Source organism: Novosphingobium sp. 63-713, from assembly GCF_001898925.1.
Taxonomy (GTDB): domain Bacteria; phylum Pseudomonadota; class Alphaproteobacteria; order Sphingomonadales; family Sphingomonadaceae; genus Novosphingobium.
Window position 1 is genome coordinate 78,252 of the sequence record NZ_MKVS01000027.1, and the last position, 14,837, is coordinate 93,088.

Annotated in this window: 16 protein-coding genes; 11 read left to right on the forward strand and 5 right to left on the reverse strand. The window is 64.7% G+C overall.

Translation table 11 applies throughout. From position 1 onward, the window contains the following. Positions 1-432: 432 nt before the first annotated feature. Genes BGP00_RS14420 through BGP00_RS14430 form a run of 3 tightly spaced genes read right to left on the reverse strand, consistent with a single transcriptional unit; the run spans position 433 to position 4,324 of the window. Positions 433-828 (reverse strand): YdbL family protein, encoded by a 396-nt coding sequence (locus BGP00_RS14420; protein WP_168603677.1) that lies wholly within the window; start codon positions 826-828, stop codon positions 433-435. Then, on the reverse strand, positions 828-1,151 hold the full coding sequence (locus BGP00_RS14425) for a YnbE family lipoprotein (RefSeq protein ID WP_246870142.1): 324 nt from the start codon (positions 1,149-1,151) through the stop codon (positions 828-830). Before BGP00_RS14425 ends, BGP00_RS14420 begins: the two co-directional genes overlap by 1 nt. Next, positions 1,148-4,324 carry a YdbH domain-containing protein gene (locus BGP00_RS14430; RefSeq protein ID WP_292691182.1) on the reverse strand — a complete coding sequence of 1,059 codons (3,177 nt, stop codon included), beginning with the start codon at positions 4,322-4,324 and terminating at the stop codon, positions 1,148-1,150. The genes BGP00_RS14425 and BGP00_RS14430 overlap by 4 nt, the downstream gene beginning before the upstream one ends. Positions 4,325-4,505: 181 nt before the next feature. On the opposite strand from BGP00_RS14430, the gene radC reads away from it, so the two are divergent. The 6 genes from radC (at position 4,506) to BGP00_RS14460 (ending at position 8,894) form a co-directional block, all read left to right on the forward strand. Beyond that, positions 4,506-5,219 (forward strand): DNA repair protein RadC, encoded by a 714-nt coding sequence (radC, locus tag BGP00_RS14435; protein WP_292691290.1) that lies wholly within the window; start codon positions 4,506-4,508, stop codon positions 5,217-5,219. Between the two features lie 92 nt (positions 5,220-5,311). Beyond that, positions 5,312-6,625 carry an adenylosuccinate lyase gene (gene purB / locus BGP00_RS14440; protein WP_168603679.1) on the forward strand — a complete coding sequence of 438 codons (1,314 nt, stop codon included), beginning with the start codon at positions 5,312-5,314 and terminating at the stop codon, positions 6,623-6,625. Positions 6,626-6,734: 109 nt separating this feature from the next. Next, on the forward strand, positions 6,735-7,055 hold the full coding sequence (locus tag BGP00_RS14445) for a lipopolysaccharide assembly protein LapA domain-containing protein (protein WP_168603680.1): 321 nt from the start codon (positions 6,735-6,737) through the stop codon (positions 7,053-7,055). 9 nt (positions 7,056-7,064) lie between these two features. Next, positions 7,065-7,742, forward strand: a complete 678-nt coding sequence (gene pyrF, locus BGP00_RS14450; protein WP_168603681.1) for an orotidine-5'-phosphate decarboxylase — start codon at positions 7,065-7,067, stop codon at positions 7,740-7,742. A gap of 5 nt (positions 7,743-7,747) precedes the next feature. Next, positions 7,748-8,245, forward strand: coding sequence for a GNAT family N-acetyltransferase (locus tag BGP00_RS14455; RefSeq protein ID WP_168603682.1), 498 nt, complete (start codon positions 7,748-7,750; stop codon positions 8,243-8,245). A gap of 4 nt (positions 8,246-8,249) precedes the next feature. Further along, positions 8,250-8,894 (forward strand): phosphoribosylanthranilate isomerase, encoded by a 645-nt coding sequence (locus BGP00_RS14460; protein ID WP_292691180.1) that lies wholly within the window; start codon positions 8,250-8,252, stop codon positions 8,892-8,894. Between the two features lie 42 nt (positions 8,895-8,936). On the opposite strand, the gene BGP00_RS14465 is transcribed toward BGP00_RS14460, so the two are convergent. Next, the gene (locus BGP00_RS14465) at positions 8,937-9,401 is read right to left on the reverse strand and encodes a hypothetical protein (protein WP_168603684.1); all 465 of its coding nucleotides are present in this window, start codon (positions 9,399-9,401) and stop codon (positions 8,937-8,939) included. A 218-nt stretch (positions 9,402-9,619) separates the two neighbouring features. Further along, positions 9,620-10,093: an outer membrane beta-barrel protein gene (locus BGP00_RS14470; protein WP_168603685.1), complete on the reverse strand. Its 474-nt coding sequence runs from the start codon at positions 10,091-10,093 to the stop codon at positions 9,620-9,622. 301 nt (positions 10,094-10,394) lie between these two features. Here BGP00_RS14470 and trpB point away from each other — a divergent pair, with 301 nt between their 5' ends. From trpB to BGP00_RS14495, 5 genes are read left to right on the forward strand one after another with little or no spacing between them, the layout of a single operon-like run. Continuing rightward, the gene (trpB, locus tag BGP00_RS14475; RefSeq protein ID WP_292691178.1) at positions 10,395-11,645 is read left to right on the forward strand and encodes a tryptophan synthase subunit beta; all 1,251 of its coding nucleotides are present in this window, start codon (positions 10,395-10,397) and stop codon (positions 11,643-11,645) included. Further along, positions 11,642-11,821: a hypothetical protein gene (locus BGP00_RS14480; protein WP_292691177.1), complete on the forward strand. Its 180-nt coding sequence runs from the start codon at positions 11,642-11,644 to the stop codon at positions 11,819-11,821. Before trpB ends, BGP00_RS14480 begins: the two co-directional genes overlap by 4 nt. Then, the gene (gene trpA, locus BGP00_RS14485; RefSeq protein ID WP_292691176.1) at positions 11,818-12,618 is read left to right on the forward strand and encodes a tryptophan synthase subunit alpha; all 801 of its coding nucleotides are present in this window, start codon (positions 11,818-11,820) and stop codon (positions 12,616-12,618) included. The genes BGP00_RS14480 and trpA overlap by 4 nt, the downstream gene beginning before the upstream one ends. Next, complete coding sequence (gene accD, locus BGP00_RS14490) at positions 12,615-13,469, forward strand: acetyl-CoA carboxylase, carboxyltransferase subunit beta (protein ID WP_292691174.1); 855 nt, start codon at positions 12,615-12,617, stop codon at positions 13,467-13,469. Before trpA ends, accD begins: the two co-directional genes overlap by 4 nt. Positions 13,470-13,492: 23 nt before the next feature. Then, positions 13,493-14,809 carry a folylpolyglutamate synthase/dihydrofolate synthase family protein gene (locus BGP00_RS14495; protein ID WP_292691172.1) on the forward strand — a complete coding sequence of 439 codons (1,317 nt, stop codon included), beginning with the start codon at positions 13,493-13,495 and terminating at the stop codon, positions 14,807-14,809. Positions 14,810-14,837: the final 28 nt, after the last annotated feature.

A 14,837-nucleotide genomic window follows, 5' to 3' on the forward strand; every position in this document is an offset into this window, starting at 1 on the left:
TCCTCCCGCTCCCGAACGGCGTTAATCCGTTCATCGAGAGCCGCAAGGCGCGCATCCTCACCGCGTTGATCCTGTGCCTCCGGCTCGTTGCTCAATTCTCTCTCCCGCCTACTGTCCTTGGAGTGGACTGTGGGGCCAAAAAGAGCCTTGTGCAACGGCTGTCCGCTCAGGGCGCCTGCCCCTTAGGCGGGGGGTAGGCCCAAGTCAACCGGTCGCTAGGTAGTAGTAAGGTAGCATAAAGCCGTTCGCGCCATTTTCAGACGGGTACGTATGCACAGAAAATGCGGGAACCGGCAAATATCGCGCAATTGTCCGACATCTGCGCATCCGGGCGCGAATCACCTGTATCAATGACACGCCCGAGCAGGAGCAAAGAAAAACCGCGCGGGAACCATGCCCCACGCGGTCGATCCTAACAGCGGTTAAACCGGTTTACGCCGGACAGCGACTATCGCGGACCGGGGCGCCCCCGCCCCTCACCTGCCAACTGCCATCGGGGGTCTGATACTTTTCCCCCGGCTGGGTCTGCATCACCAGCTTGCAACCGGTGGTGAAGGCATATTCCTCCACCGTGGCATGCTGGGCCTGGGCGCGCTCGGCATAGACCGCCTTGCGCTTGATGTTGATGTCATCGACCAGCCGCTTGAGTTCAGGCGTGGAGGCGCCGACGATCCCAAGATAGCCGGTGGGCATTTCCCCCACCTGTCCGGCGGCGCGCGCGGCGGCATAGGCCGGATCGCGCACCTGCGCCAGGGCGCCGCCCGCCATCACCGGAACCAGCAGCGCCGCGGCCAAAAAGGGCGAAACAGAAGCAAATACGCGCGACATCAGAAGATATCCTTATTGCTATCAATCGTTTTGCCCGCATCGGCGGCCAGACGATAGATGACTTCCTGTTTGATGTTGATGTTCAGCTCGATCACGATCGGCTTGTCCGGCGCGCTCACGGTAATACACCCCGACAACGCGGTGACCATGCCCAGCGAAAGAACCGAAACCCCCAGCCGGACGGGTCGTTTGCGCCACACCTTTTGCAAGGCTGGCCACAGACGTCCGTCCGGCCCCTTCGCCCTGCCCTGAAATGTTTCCCGCTGGTCCATACGGGAATCTTTTGCCACGGCGGGGCGGCGGGTCAATGTATTACGCTTCATGGACGATGCTCGCTGACTGAAGGCTGAATGGTTGCAGTTTTCGGCAAAGGGTTTTGCGTTGGCATGATGCGCATGGACGGCAGGGTCAGGCCCTTGTCGCGCGGGTCGCCAATATAGCTCGAATCGTAAAGCGAGCGCAGCGAGCCGATCAGTTGATAGAAGGGCGCGCGGATGTTCACATTGAATTGCAAAGGCAATTTCGCCACCTGACGGGTCAGGAAATTCTTCGACGCGCCCTTGCCCTGGCTCAGGCCCTTCATCGACACGCGCGTCACCACCTCACCGGCCAGATCGCCGTCGAGGCCGATTCGCATTTCCTTGAAACGCACATCGCGCAGGGTGCGGAAGGCGAAATTGGCCATGGGCGTAAGGTCGCGATAGCTCAACTGCCCCACATAGGAGACAGAGCCGCCGCCGGGCCGCGAGATCAGTTCGCCGCCCGAGACACGTCCGCCATTCTGATCGAAAATCAGCGGGATACGGCCATCGAACAGGCCCGTCGCCGCCAGATTAGACACGTCCATATGCGTGATCAGCTTGGCCGCGTTCACCGCCGAGAGCTTCAATTCGAATCGGCGCACCGCCGCCCCGCCCAATTGCAGTGTGGTCGGCAGCATCTCCATCTCGCCATCAAGGAAGGGCCAGCGCGCATCCTCGATTTCCAGCAGATAGCCCGGATGCATGGTAAAACGCATCTTGCCATCGGTGGCCTCGATGCCCGGATTGATCGAACCGATGCGCAGGCTCTGATGCGGCGCGGTGACAAGGCCGAGCAGGTCGGTGAATTCCACCGTCCCGGCCACACCCTTCACCGGCCCGGCAAGACCCGCGAAATCAAAGCTCTGCGTGGTGATCCTGCCATGGCTTGTCACCTTGCCGTCCGCCCAGTCGATCCGCCCCGTGCCATCGAATCGCCCCGCCGCATTGGCAATCGTGCCCAGCGCCAGCGCCGTCAGACGGTCCGGCTGGAGCGCAGCATCAAAGGTCAGTCCGTCCAGCGTCAGATCGGCAAAGCCCTTGGCCCCGCCCAGATCATGCGTGATGGCAACCTGCACGATCTGCCGGTCGCTCTTGGGTTCGCGCAGCACTGCATCGGCGCGAATCACCCCATCCTTCATGGTCAGGCTGGCGCCATGCGCGGACAGCGGGGCAAAGCGGGCCAGCTTTTCCACATCGCTCACCTGCATCGCCACATCGCTCAGCGCCAGCGTACCGTCCGCATAGCGCCATTGCCCCGCGCCATTCTGGATCAGCATCGGCACCGCAGCCAGCGATCCCTCCAGCCCCTTGAAATCGCCCGCAGCGCCCGCGCCCATCTGCGCCGTCACCGAGGCCAGCTTCAGCGCCGTTCCCTCGCCCGGCTTGCCCAGTTGCACCGAAACATTTTGCGCATTGAGCGCGGCGTCACGCCCGGCCCCGGCGCGCAAGTCCATCACCCCGCTGTTCAGCTTCAACGGCGAATCGCCCATCCGTCCGTTCAGATCCAGCCCGGACAGCCGAACGCCCGCGCGCCATCCGCCCCGATCCAGCGCCAGCAACGGCCCGGAAAGCGGACAGGCCGCCAGCTTGCCCGCGCTCAGGCTCAACCCATTGGCCTCCAGTCCGGCAAAGCTGATCGGTGTGCAGGAGGACCACAGACGCGCGCCCTGCGCGCCGCCCACGCCATCGAGCGGCAGATGCAGGTTCGCCACCCTCACCCCCGGCGCCAGCGCGCCCGAGGCCACCGCCTCACCCCGCCAGCGGATTTCGCCGCCCTTGGCCACAATCTCCATCCGGGGCAGCGCCAGAGCCGCGCCATTTTCGGCGCGATATTCGGCCATGCTCAGCCGGATCGGCCCGCCGTTCTTGGGGATTTCGGCCAGAACGCGCGGCAGGCCGGGCGCCGCCGTCCGCAAGGAGCCGGTGAAGGAAGGTTTGGCCCCATCGTTTTTGACCAGCGTCAGCCGGTCGCCATCCACCAGCGGCATGCCCGATTCCCCGACCAGCCGCAGCAGGGGCGCAACAAAGCTGAACCGCCCCTCGCCCGCATGAAGGTTGAAGCGCCCCTCCAACCGGCTGCGCGGGCTTTCCTTGCGCAGGCTCGCCTCGATCCGCGCGATCAGCGGTTCGGCCAGTGTTCCGGCCGCACCGCGCCGCGCCTTGCCCAGCGCGGCATAGCCGGCCTTGTCGGGCACCACACCCTGGCCCGAAATCGTGCCGTCGCCATCGATCCGTGCCATGGTCAAAGGCGCGCGCAGACGGCCCTCGATCCCCACTTCGCTGGCCGCCAGCCCGGTCGTGGCCAGATCATGCGCGGCGATCCGCCCCATCGCATTGACCGCCGAATCGCGCAGCGCCAATCGCAGGGGTCCGGTGATCGAGCCGATGCGCGCACCCGGCATATCCAGCGCGCCGGTCCGCAGAGCCAGATCGACCTGGCCGCCATCGAGCAATTCGTCCAGCCTGCCCTTGACCCCGATCTGCGAGGCGCCCAGCCGGATCGCGCCGCAGGAGGCGGGCATGAGATTGGCCGTGCCCTCCAGCGTGGGCGACCCGCTCTTTACCCCGATACGCCCGGCAAACCGTCCGCTGCCCGAACATCCCGCCCCGCGCAGATGCGGCGCAACCACCAACAGCGGGCCGTCAAAACCGCCCGCCAGATTGCCCCGGCCCGACACCACCGCCCCTACTCCGCCCGCAGGCGTGGCCAGAGCCATGACACCATCCTTGATCCGCAAATCCATCGCGGGCAGGCCGGAAGGTTTGCCACCGCCTTTCATCAATGTGTCGATCGCGCCAAAACTGACCCGCCCGTCCTTGATCGCGGCAAAGAGGCGCGGCGAGGTCAGGTCCACCCGCGAAATGCCCGGCGTAAGACCCACCATACCGGCCCAGACCTCGACACGGGAAATCACCGCATCAGGATGGGCCGAATCGCCCACCACCACATCGGCCAGCACCGCATGGCGCGTATCGAGTTCGACCACCTTATAACTGGCCGCCAGCCCCAGCCGCACCAGTTCGCGCCGCAGCACGGCATCGGCAATCGAGAGCCTTTCGGCCCAGCCCAGCCCCAGCGCAAGCGCCACCAGCCCCGCTCCGGCCAGCGCCAGTTGCCGCCCGCGCGGCGCCCGCAACAGGCCGCGCCCGCGCGGCGGGGGCGTCACTTCGGCATCGGTGGGCAAATCATCCATCACCTACAGACTCTTGCGCGAGGGGGCCGGGAAAGGCAATGCTTATACGCAATTGCCGCGATAGGCGCCGCCATGGATCGGGGGGACGGATGTGACCAGTGATGATGATGCCTCAACCGATCACCGGGCCGGCAGCCGCCTGCGAGAGGCGCATCATGGCACTTTGTTTTCTGCACAGGACCTGAATCCCGTCCCGCCATCGGCCGAAAAGCTGCAGCAGATCGCGCATGACCCGTCCGGCCATCGCGCGCGTTTGCGCAAGAGATTGCTCGAAGGCGGCGAAGGCGCGCTGGCCGATCATGAGATCATCGAATATCTGTTGATGACCGCCATCCCCCGGCGCGACACCAAGCCGCTGGCGCGCAGCCTGCTGGCGCGGTTCGGCTCGCTGGCGGGGGTGTTCAATGCCGATTCGGCGGCGCTGGCCGCGCATCCGGGCATGGGCGAAACCAGCGCGGCCGCGATCCGCATTGTCGCCATGGCCACGCGCCGCTTTGCCCGGCAAGAGGTGAGCGAACAGCCCGTTTTGAGCACCTGGCAGACGCTGATCTCTTACCTCACCATCGACATGGCGCATCTGAAGGTCGAACGGGTGCGCGCGCTTTATCTGGACACCAAGAACCGGTTGATCCGCGACGAACATCTGGGCGACGGCAGCCTGGACGAGGCGGCGATCCACCCGCGCGAGGTCATCCGCAAGGCGCTGGATCTGGGGGCGGCCTCGATGATTCTGGTCCACAATCACCCTTCCGGCTCGCCTGAACCCAGCCGGGCCGATATCCATATCACGCAGAAGATTGCCGAGGCGGGACACCATCTGGGCATCAGTGTGCATGATCATGTCGTCATCGGGCGCGAGGGGCATGTATCGCTCCGCCAGCGCGGTCTCTTATGAGGGGCCAGCGGGGCCTGTTGTAACGCAAAACTTGCCTTTCGGCGCATGAGGCCCTAGCGGCGCACCCAAGAGAATCTGCGCCGGAGACACATATGGTACCCCGTTACGCCCGCCCCGCGATGACCGCGATCTGGGAGCCCGAAGCCCGCTACAAGATCTGGTTCGAGATCGAAGCCCATGCCACGCAAAAGCTGGGCGAGCTTGGCGTTGTGCCCGCAAGCGGCCCCAAGGCGCTGTGGGACTGGTGGGCGACCAATCCGACCATCGACGTGGCCGCGATCGACGCCAAGGAAGCGATCCTCAAGCATGACGTGATCGCCTTCCTCGACTGGGTTGCCGAACAGGTCGGGCCCGAGGCGCGCTTCATGCATCAGGGCATGACCTCCTCCGACGTGCTGGACACCACGCTCTCGGTGCAGTTGGCCAAGGCCGCCGACATCCTGATCGAGGACATCGACGCGCTGCTGGCCGCGATCAAGCGCCGCGCGTTTGAGCACAAGTATACGCCCACCATCGGCCGCAGCCACGGCATCCATGCCGAACCCACCACCTTCGGCAAGAAGCTGGCCGAGGCCTATGCCGAATTCACCCGCAACCGTGCGCGCCTGGTGGCCGCGCGCGAAGACATCGCCACCTGCGCGATCTCGGGCGCGGTCGGCACGTTCGCCAACATCGATCCCAGCGTCGAGGTCTATGTGGCCGAGCAGATGGGCCTGTCGGTCGAGCCGGTTTCCACGCAGGTCATCCCGCGCGACCGCCACGCGATGTTCTTTGCGACCCTTGGCGTGATCGCCTCGTCCATCGAACGTCTGGCCGTTGAAATCCGCCACCTTCAGCGCACCGAAGTTCTGGAAGCGGAAGAATATTTCTCGCCCGGCCAGAAGGGTTCGAGCGCGATGCCGCACAAGCGCAACCCGGTGCTGACCGAGAACCTGACGGGTCTGGCCCGCGTGGTGCGTTCGGCTGTTACCCCCGCGCTGGAAAACGTGGCGCTCTGGCACGAGCGCGACATTTCGCACTCCTCGGTCGAACGTTACATCGGCCCGGACGCGACGATCACGCTCGACTTTGCGCTGGCCCGTCTGACCGGCGTGGTCGACAAGCTGGTGATCTACCCTGAGCGTATGCAGAAGAACCTCGACCGTATGGGCGGTCTGGTCCATTCGCAGCGCGTGCTGCTGGCCCTGACTCAGGCTGGTCTGGAGCGCGATGCTTCGTATCGTCTGGTGCAGCGCAATGCGATGAAAGTGTGGGAATCGGACGGCCAGCTCAGCTTGCTCGAACTGCTCAAGGCCGATCCCGAAGTGACCGCCGCGCTGACCCCGCAGCAGCTCGAGGACAAGTTCAACCTCGACTATCACTTCAAGGCCGTCGACACGATCTTTGATCGCGTGTTCGGCGCCTGATGGTGCAAGGACAAGGGGCGCTGCCACAAGCGCCCCTTTCCATCCGCAACATTCCGGCCTAGCATAAGCCTTTGGGCACGATAATCCGGCCTATACCGCGCAGGAGGGGATGACCTTGCAGATCTTACGCACCGCGCTCTGGATCCTGACGGCTGTGCTGATCTCGTCCTTTGTGGCGATCAACTGGCAAAAGACCTCGATCAATTTGTGGCCGCTGGAAAACGGCTATCTGCATGTCGATTGGCCGGTGGGGCTGATCGCGATGGCCGCATTTGTGGCGGGCATGGTGCCGGTGTGGCTTTTGGCCAAGGCGAAGATCTGGCGGCTGAACCGCCGCATCGCGGGCCTTGAAAACACGCTGCGCGCCGCCACCCCCACTCCGCCGATCGCCACCGCAACCCAGCTCGATGCCGCTGCCGAGAAGAATTGAGACGCAAAGATGAACCATAATCCGATCTATGTCGCCCTCGACCTGCCCCGTCTGGATGCCGCCGAAGCGCTGGCGCGGCGGATCAAGGACCATGTGGGCGGGATCAAGCTTGGGCTGGAATTCTTCTGCGCCCATGGCCATCACGGCGTGCATGAATTGGCCAAGGTCGGCCTGCCGATCTTTCTCGATCTGAAGCTGCACGACATTCCCAATACGGTGGCGGGCGCGATGCAGGCGATCCACGTGCTGCAACCGGCCATCGTCACGGTCCACGCCTCGGGCGGGCGGGCGATGCTGGAAGATGCCAAGGCTGCGGCGGGCGAGCATACCAAGGTGGTGGCCGTGACCGTGCTGACCAGCCTTGACGATGATGACATGGGCGCCATCGGCTATGCCAACCGCGCCGGCGATCAGGCGCTGCGCCTGGCCGAACTGGCCCATGGCGCGGGCGTGGACGGCATCGTGTGTTCGGGCCACGAGGTGGGCGATATCCGGCGTCAGTGGAAGGATGGTTTCTTTGTGGTGCCCGGCCTGCGCCCGGCCGACGGCGCTCTGGGCGACCAGAAGCGTTCGGTCACGCCGCGCGCCGCGCGCGATGCCGGGGCCAGCGTACTGGTCATCGGCCGCCCGATCACGCGCGCCGAAGACCCGGTGGCCGCCGCCCGCGCCATCGAAGGCACGCTGTAACGGCGATGGTCCGTCTTGCCCTGCCCGACGATCTGCCGGCGCTTCATGCGCTGGTCGAAAGCGCCTATCGCGGCGGATCGGCGCGCGGTGGATGGACGCATGAGGCCGACCTGCTGGAAGGGCAGCGCACCTCACAGGCCGAACTTGCGCGGGTGCTGGGCGATACAGGCAGCCGGATGCTGGTGATGGAAAGCGACGGCGCGCTGATCGGCACGGTAACGGTGACGCGGCGCGCGGACGGGATGGCCTATATGAGCATGCTCTGTGTCGATCCGGCCTTGCAGGCGGGCGGCATGGGCCGCGCCCTGATCGCGGCGGCCGAGGATTGCGCCCGGCGCGATTTCGGCGCGACCGTCATGGAAATGACCGTTGTGGCGCCCCGCACCGAGTTGGTCGCCTATTACGAACGGCGCGGCTATGCGCAAACCGGCGAAATCCGCCCCTTTCCCCTGCCCCAATTCGACCATCTCACGATGGTGGTGCTGACCAAGGCGCTGGGATAGGTCCATGGCACGCATCGGCATCAAGATCTGCGGCATTTCCGACCGCGCCAGTCTCGACGCGGCCATCGGCGCGGGCGCGGACCATATCGGGCTGGTGTTTTTCGCCAAGAGCCCGCGCAATGTCGGCATCGAACAGGCCGCCGCGCTGGCCCATCATGCGGCGGGCCGGGCAAAGATCGTCGGCCTTTTCGTCGATCCCGAAGCCGATTTCCTCAACCAATTGCGCCAGAGCGTCCGCCTCGACGTGATCCAGCTTCACGGCAAGGAAAGCCCCGCACGCGTCGCGCAGGTGATGGCCGCGCAAGGCCTGCCCGTTTGGAAGGCGATCGGCGTGCGCAAGACGGCCGATCTGGACGCGGCGCGCGCCTATCAGGGTGTCACGCGCGTCCTGTTCGACGCCAAGCCGCCCGAAGGGGCCGACCTTCCGGGCGGAACGGGCTTGCGGATCGACTGGTCGCTGATGGCCAATTATCGCCATTCCATCCCGTGGATTCTGGCGGGTGGTCTTGATCCGCGCAATGTGGGCGAGGCCATCCAGGCTACGGGGGCCGATTTCGTCGATGTGTCCTCGGGCGTCGAAAGTGCGCCCGGCGTGAAGGACGCAGGCAAAATCGTCGCCTTTTGCGAGGCCGTTCGAGCGGCGGGCTAATCGCTGTGCGGGCGGTAGGTTGATCCCGCCGCCCCCGTTTCCTCAGAACTTGACGCCAAAGCCCAGCGTCAGCGCATCCCCCGGACGCCATCCGCCTTCATTCATGTAATGGCGATATTCGACCTTGCCATAGACCGGGCCAAGGCCCTGCTGATAACCGGCGCCGATCGAGGTTGCATTCGGCCCCGAACCATAGTGATAGCCCGCAACGCCATAAAGCGCGCCCAGCGACAGCACCTTGATCCCCAGCCGTCCCGAGGTGCCCCAACGCGTCCCGCTGCCCCCGGCGGCACTGTCCACCGATTCCTCGACGCCCGCAAAGACCCCGTTGCCCAGCGCACCCACGGACATGTCATAGCCGACAGCCGCGCCGACCGTCGCCTTGGTCGAGTTGCCCTGCCAGCTGACCCCGCCATGCCCCTCAATGCGGATTTCGCCGGCCTGCGCCGTGCCCGACATCATAAAGGCGGCCATGGCGGCCGTGGTTGCATAGATCAAATGACGCATAGGATTGGTTCCTGCTTCCCTGAAATTCCGCCCCCGCGCTTTCCGCAAGATCGCGGGATTGTCCAGACGTGTCGGGTCTAAACACCACGTGGCGTTCAATAAATCGGGCGGACCGGCGCTGCGGCATTCGCGCCGTCCATGGCAAACGCACCCATAAAAAACGGGCGGCCTGCCGATGCAGACCGCCCGCTCTTTACACGCAACCCGTCAGAGCTGGATCAGAAGCGCATACCGACACCGACCAGCGCCGCATTGCTGTCGCGGGCATTGTCTTCATTGAAGGTGTGGCGATATTCGACCTTGGTGAAATACTGCTGGCCAAGGCTGTGCTCGACGCCCGCGCCGATATGCGCGCCGTTCGGGCCGGTGCCATAGGTGTAACCGGCAAGGCCATAGACCTTGTCATGGGGGGTGGCCTTGATGCCAAGGCGGGCGGTGGTGCTGAAACGGGCCTTGTCCTGGCTGGTCAGCACCTTGTCGACCGATTCTTCGAGGCCGACGAAAGTGGTGCCGCCCGTGGCGATGTCGTAACCCAGCGTGGCACCCACGGTCCCCTGAACGGCGCGACCATCATTCCATGCGGCGCCGGTGTGAACGTCAAAACGGGCCCCCATGTCCTTGGTTTCGCCCTGGGCCATGGCAGGCGCGGCAACAGCCAGCGACGCGGCGAGCGAGAAAAGAACCAGACGCATAATCGTTACTCCGTTTGTTATCCCTGGGCGCCAAAGAATTTCATCGTTGATCGGCGCCTGCATCCCGTCTGGACCCCGCCGCCTGACGGCCCGGTGAATGGGAAAGTCAGGCAAATGTCAGATTTCGTTCATAAAACTATGCAAAGAAGGGCGATTGCCGCAGAAATCCGGCATTGAGGCACCCCCGCGCCGCATTTGTCGCGAAATGTATTGCCAATGCGGCACCCTGCCTTGACTGCCCCTTTTGCCCTTTTGGCGGGACTGGACTTGGCGCCGCCGCCGTGGCAGGCGTTTTATCGCTATGAACACCGCCACCATCCCAAACTCGCTGCGCACGCAACCCGATGAACGCGGCCATTTCGGCCAGTTCGGCGGGCGCTATGTCGCTGAAACCCTGATGCCTCTGATCCTCGATCTGGAGCGCGAGTATAAGGCCGCCAAGGCCGACCCCGCGTTCAAGGAAGAATTCGACGATCTGATGAAGCATTTTGTGGGCCGCCCCAGCCCGCTCTATTTTGCCCCGCGCATGACAGAGCATTTTCGCGCGATCGCCGCCGAGCAGGGCAAGCCGGAAAATGGCGCGCAGATCTGGTTCAAGCGCGAAGAGCTCAATCACACCGGCGCGCACAAGATCAACAATTGCATCGGCCAGATCCTGCTGGCCATCCGCATGGGCAAGACCAAGATCATTGCCGAAACCGGCGCGGGCCAGCATGGCGTGGCCACCGCCACGGTCTGCGCGCGCTTTGGCCTGCCCTGCACGATCTTTATGGGCGCGACCGACGTGGCCCGCCAACAGCCCAACGTGTTCCGCATGAAGCTGCTGGGTGCCGAAGTGGTGCCCGTCACCAGCGGCGCGGCGACGCTCAAGGATGCGATGAACGAGGCGCTGCGCCACTGGGTCGCGCATGTGCATGACACGTTCTACATCATCGGCACGGCGGCAGGCCCGCACCCCTATCCCGAACTGGTGCGCGATTTCCAAAGCGTGATCGGCAAGGAGGCGCGCGCGCAACTGCTCGAACGCACCGGGCGCCTGCCCGACCTGCTGATTGCGGCGGTGGGCGGCGGCTCGAACGCCATCGGCCTGTTCCACCCCTTCCTTGACGACACCGACGTACAGATGCTGGGCGTCGAGGCGGGCGGTCATGGGCTGGACAAGGAACATGCCGCATCGCTGACCGGCGGCAAGCCGGGCATCCTGCATGGCAACAAGACCTATCTGCTGCAGGACGAGGACGGCCAGATCACCGAGGCCCACTCGATCAGCGCGGGTCTGGACTATCCCGGCATCGGGCCGGAGCATAGCTGGTTGCACGATATCGGCCGCGCCAAATACCTGCCGATCACCGACGATCAGGCCATGGAGGCATTCACGCTGTGCTGTCAGCTTGAAGGGATCATCCCGGCGCTCGAATCGGCCCATGCCCTTGCCGCGCTGCCCGAAGTGGCGCCGAAAATGGGCAAGGATCAGATCATCATCGTCAATGTCTCCGGTCGCGGCGACAAGGACATCTTCACCGTGGCCGAAAAGCTGGGCGTGAAATTGTGACACCTGCCTTCAAGGCCCTTGTCGTACCGCAGTTGATCGTGTGGTCCGTTGTGGGACTTGATTATACGTTTCTCGGGAAAATCAATTTCCCGGTGGACTTCTTGATTGCCTGCGGCCTGCTGGCCGGTTCCATCAAGAAATATCGCCGCGAGACTTCCGAACAGGATCAATTATGACCCAACGCCTCTCCGCTGCCTTCTCCAAAGGCCGCCCTGCCCTTGTCACCTTCATCACCGGGGGGGATCCCACGCCGGACGCCACGCCCGCCATCCTTGATGCGCTGGTCGCGGGCGGGGCGGATGTGATCGAACTGGGCATGCCCTTTACCGATCCGATGGCCGATGGCCCCGCGATTCAGGCCGCCAATCTGCGCGCGCTTGCCGCCGGAACGCGCACCGCCGACATTTTCCGCATCGCGCGCGATTTTCGCGCGCGGCATCCGGAAGTGCCGCTGGTGCTGATGGGCTATGCCAATCCGATGGTGGCGCGCGGGGCCGAATGGTTTGCCGCGCAATGCGCCGAGGCGGGCGTCGATGGGATCATCTGCGTCGATATTCCGTCCGAGGAAGACCCTGAAATCGGCCCTGCCCTGCGCGCCCATGGCATCAGCTTCATCCGCCTTGCCACACCCACCACCGACACCGCGCGCCTTCCCGCCGTGGTCGATGGCTCGTCAGGCTTCCTCTATTACGTCTCGGTCGCGGGCGTGACGGGCAAGCAGCAGGCCGCTGTGGATTCGATCAAGGAAGCGGTTGCCCGCATCCGCACAGGCACCGACCTGCCCATCGCGGTGGGCTTTGGCGTGCGCACGCCCGAGCAGGCCGCCGCCTTTGCCGCCCATGCCGAAGGCGTGGTGGTGGGCTCTGCTCTGGTCGATCTGGTGGCCGAGCATGGCGCCGATGCTGCAGGCCCGGTGCACGAATTGACCGCCGCCTTGGCAGATGCCGTCCATAACGCTAAGGCGCTGGCATGAGCTGGCTTAACAAAGTTCGCAACTCGCTTTCCTCGCTCACCGCGAAGAAGGACGATACGCCCGACAACCTGTGGATCAAGTGCAAGAACTGCAACGAGATGCTGTTCGCTCAGGAATATGAGGCGAATCTCTCGGTCTGTCCGCGCTGTGACCATCATGGCCGCATCGGCACGGACGCGCGTTTCGCGCATCTGCTCGATCCCGGCTTTACTGTGCTGCCCACGCCCAAGGTCAAGGACGACCCGCTGAAATTCCGCGATACGAAAAAGTATCCGGACCGCATGAAGGCCGCCCGCGCCGCCAATCCGCATCCCGATGCGCTGACCAATGCCCTTGGCAAGATCGAGGGCAACAAGGTCGTGCTGGGGGTTCAGGACTTCGGCTTTATGGGCGGCTCGATGGGCATGGCGGTGGGCGCGGCTTTCGTGGCCGGAGCGCAGCGCGCCTTGAAGGAAAAATGCGCCTATGTGATCTGCACGGCGGCGGGCGGCGCGCGTATGCAGGAGGGCATTCTGTCCCTGATGCAGATGCCCAAGACCACGGTGGCGGTACGCCGGCTCAACAATGCGGGCCTGCCCTATATCGTCGTGCTGACCGATCCGACGACGGGCGGCGTGACGGCCTCCTACGCCATGCTGGGCGATGTGCAGATTGCCGAGCCGGGCTGCCTGATCGGCTTTGCCGGACAGCGCGTGATTCAGGACACGATCCGCGAAAAGCTGCCCGAAGGGTTCCAGCGCGCGGAATATCTGCATGAACACGGCATGGTCGACATGGTCGTCCATCGCCACGCGCTGCGTGAGAAACTGGCGCAGGTGCTTTCCTATCTCACCGCCGCCAAGGCGGCCTGAAGCACGACGAACGGGGTGATCCGGTGAAGGATTTTGCCATCTCGGACCACCCCGGCGTGGCCGCGCAACTGGCTCGTCTGGAGCAGCTTTCCGTACCGCAGGGGCGGCTGGGACTGGAGATTATCGAGGGCCTGTTGGCGCGTCTGGGCAATCCGGAACGGCGCCTGCCCCCGGTGTTCCATGTCGCGGGTACCAATGGCAAGGGCAGCACCTGCACCTATCTGCGCATGATGCTCGAAGCACAGGGACTGGTGGTTCATAGCGCCACCAAGCCGCACCTGGTGCGCTATAATGAGCGGATCAGGCTGGCCGGGCGGCTGATCGAGGATGATCTGCTGGCCGACCTGCTGGCCGAAGTACTCGACGCCAATGATGCGGGCGAGGATCTGGGGCCGAGCTTTTTCGAGGTGACGACTGCCGCGATCTTCCTCGCCTTTTCGCGCATCCCGGCGGATGTCTGCGTGATCGAGGTCGGGCTGGGCGGGCGGCTGGATGCCACTAACGTCATCCCCAATCCTGTCGCCACCGGCATTGCCACGCTGGGCATTGACCATGAAGGTTTCCTGCTGCGCCCCGAGGATGGCGCGCCGGAGGTTCCTTTGGCCCGCATTGCCTGGGAAAAGGGCGGAATCGTGCGCCCCGGCGCGCCCATGGTGACGCTGGACTATCCCGCCGTGGCCGAGGAGCAGATCGCGGCGTTGACCGCAGACGCGGGCGCGCCATGGATCCGGCGCGGGCGCGACTGGTTTGCCGATATTGGCGAGACGATTGAATATCGCGATGCGCGCGGTGCGCTCTCGCTGCCCCTGCCGCAACTCGCCGGGAGGCATCAGGCGGAAAATGCAGCGCTTGCCGTCGCGCTGATCCGGCATCAAACGGCGGTGGCGGTCAGCCCCGAAGCCATGGCCGCAGGCATTCGCGCCGCACGCTGGCCCGCGCGGTTGCAGCGCCTTGGCGATGGGCCGCTGACGGCGCTGGCCGGGGGCCGCGCGGTGTGGCTGGACGGCGGACACAATCCCGACGCGGGCCTTGCCATCGCGCGCCATTTTGCCGATGCGCCGCCCTTCCATCTCATCACCGGCATGCTGGCCAACAAGGATCCCAGCGCGATCATCGCCCCGCTCGCAGGCAAGCTGCTCTCGCTCTCCGTTGTCCCCGCGCCCGGCCATGACGCGCATAGGCCCGAGGATTTCGCGCCCTTCACCGCCCTGCCCGCTCATCCGTTTGAAGATGTGGAGCAGGCCTTAGGGGCGCTGCCGGCCGAGGGCGACGTGTTGATTGCCGGGTCGCTTTATCTGGCGGGGGATGTGTTGCGGCGGAATTTGGAGTTTCCGGATTGAGGTTTGAGGGGGTTTGAAATGCCTCCGG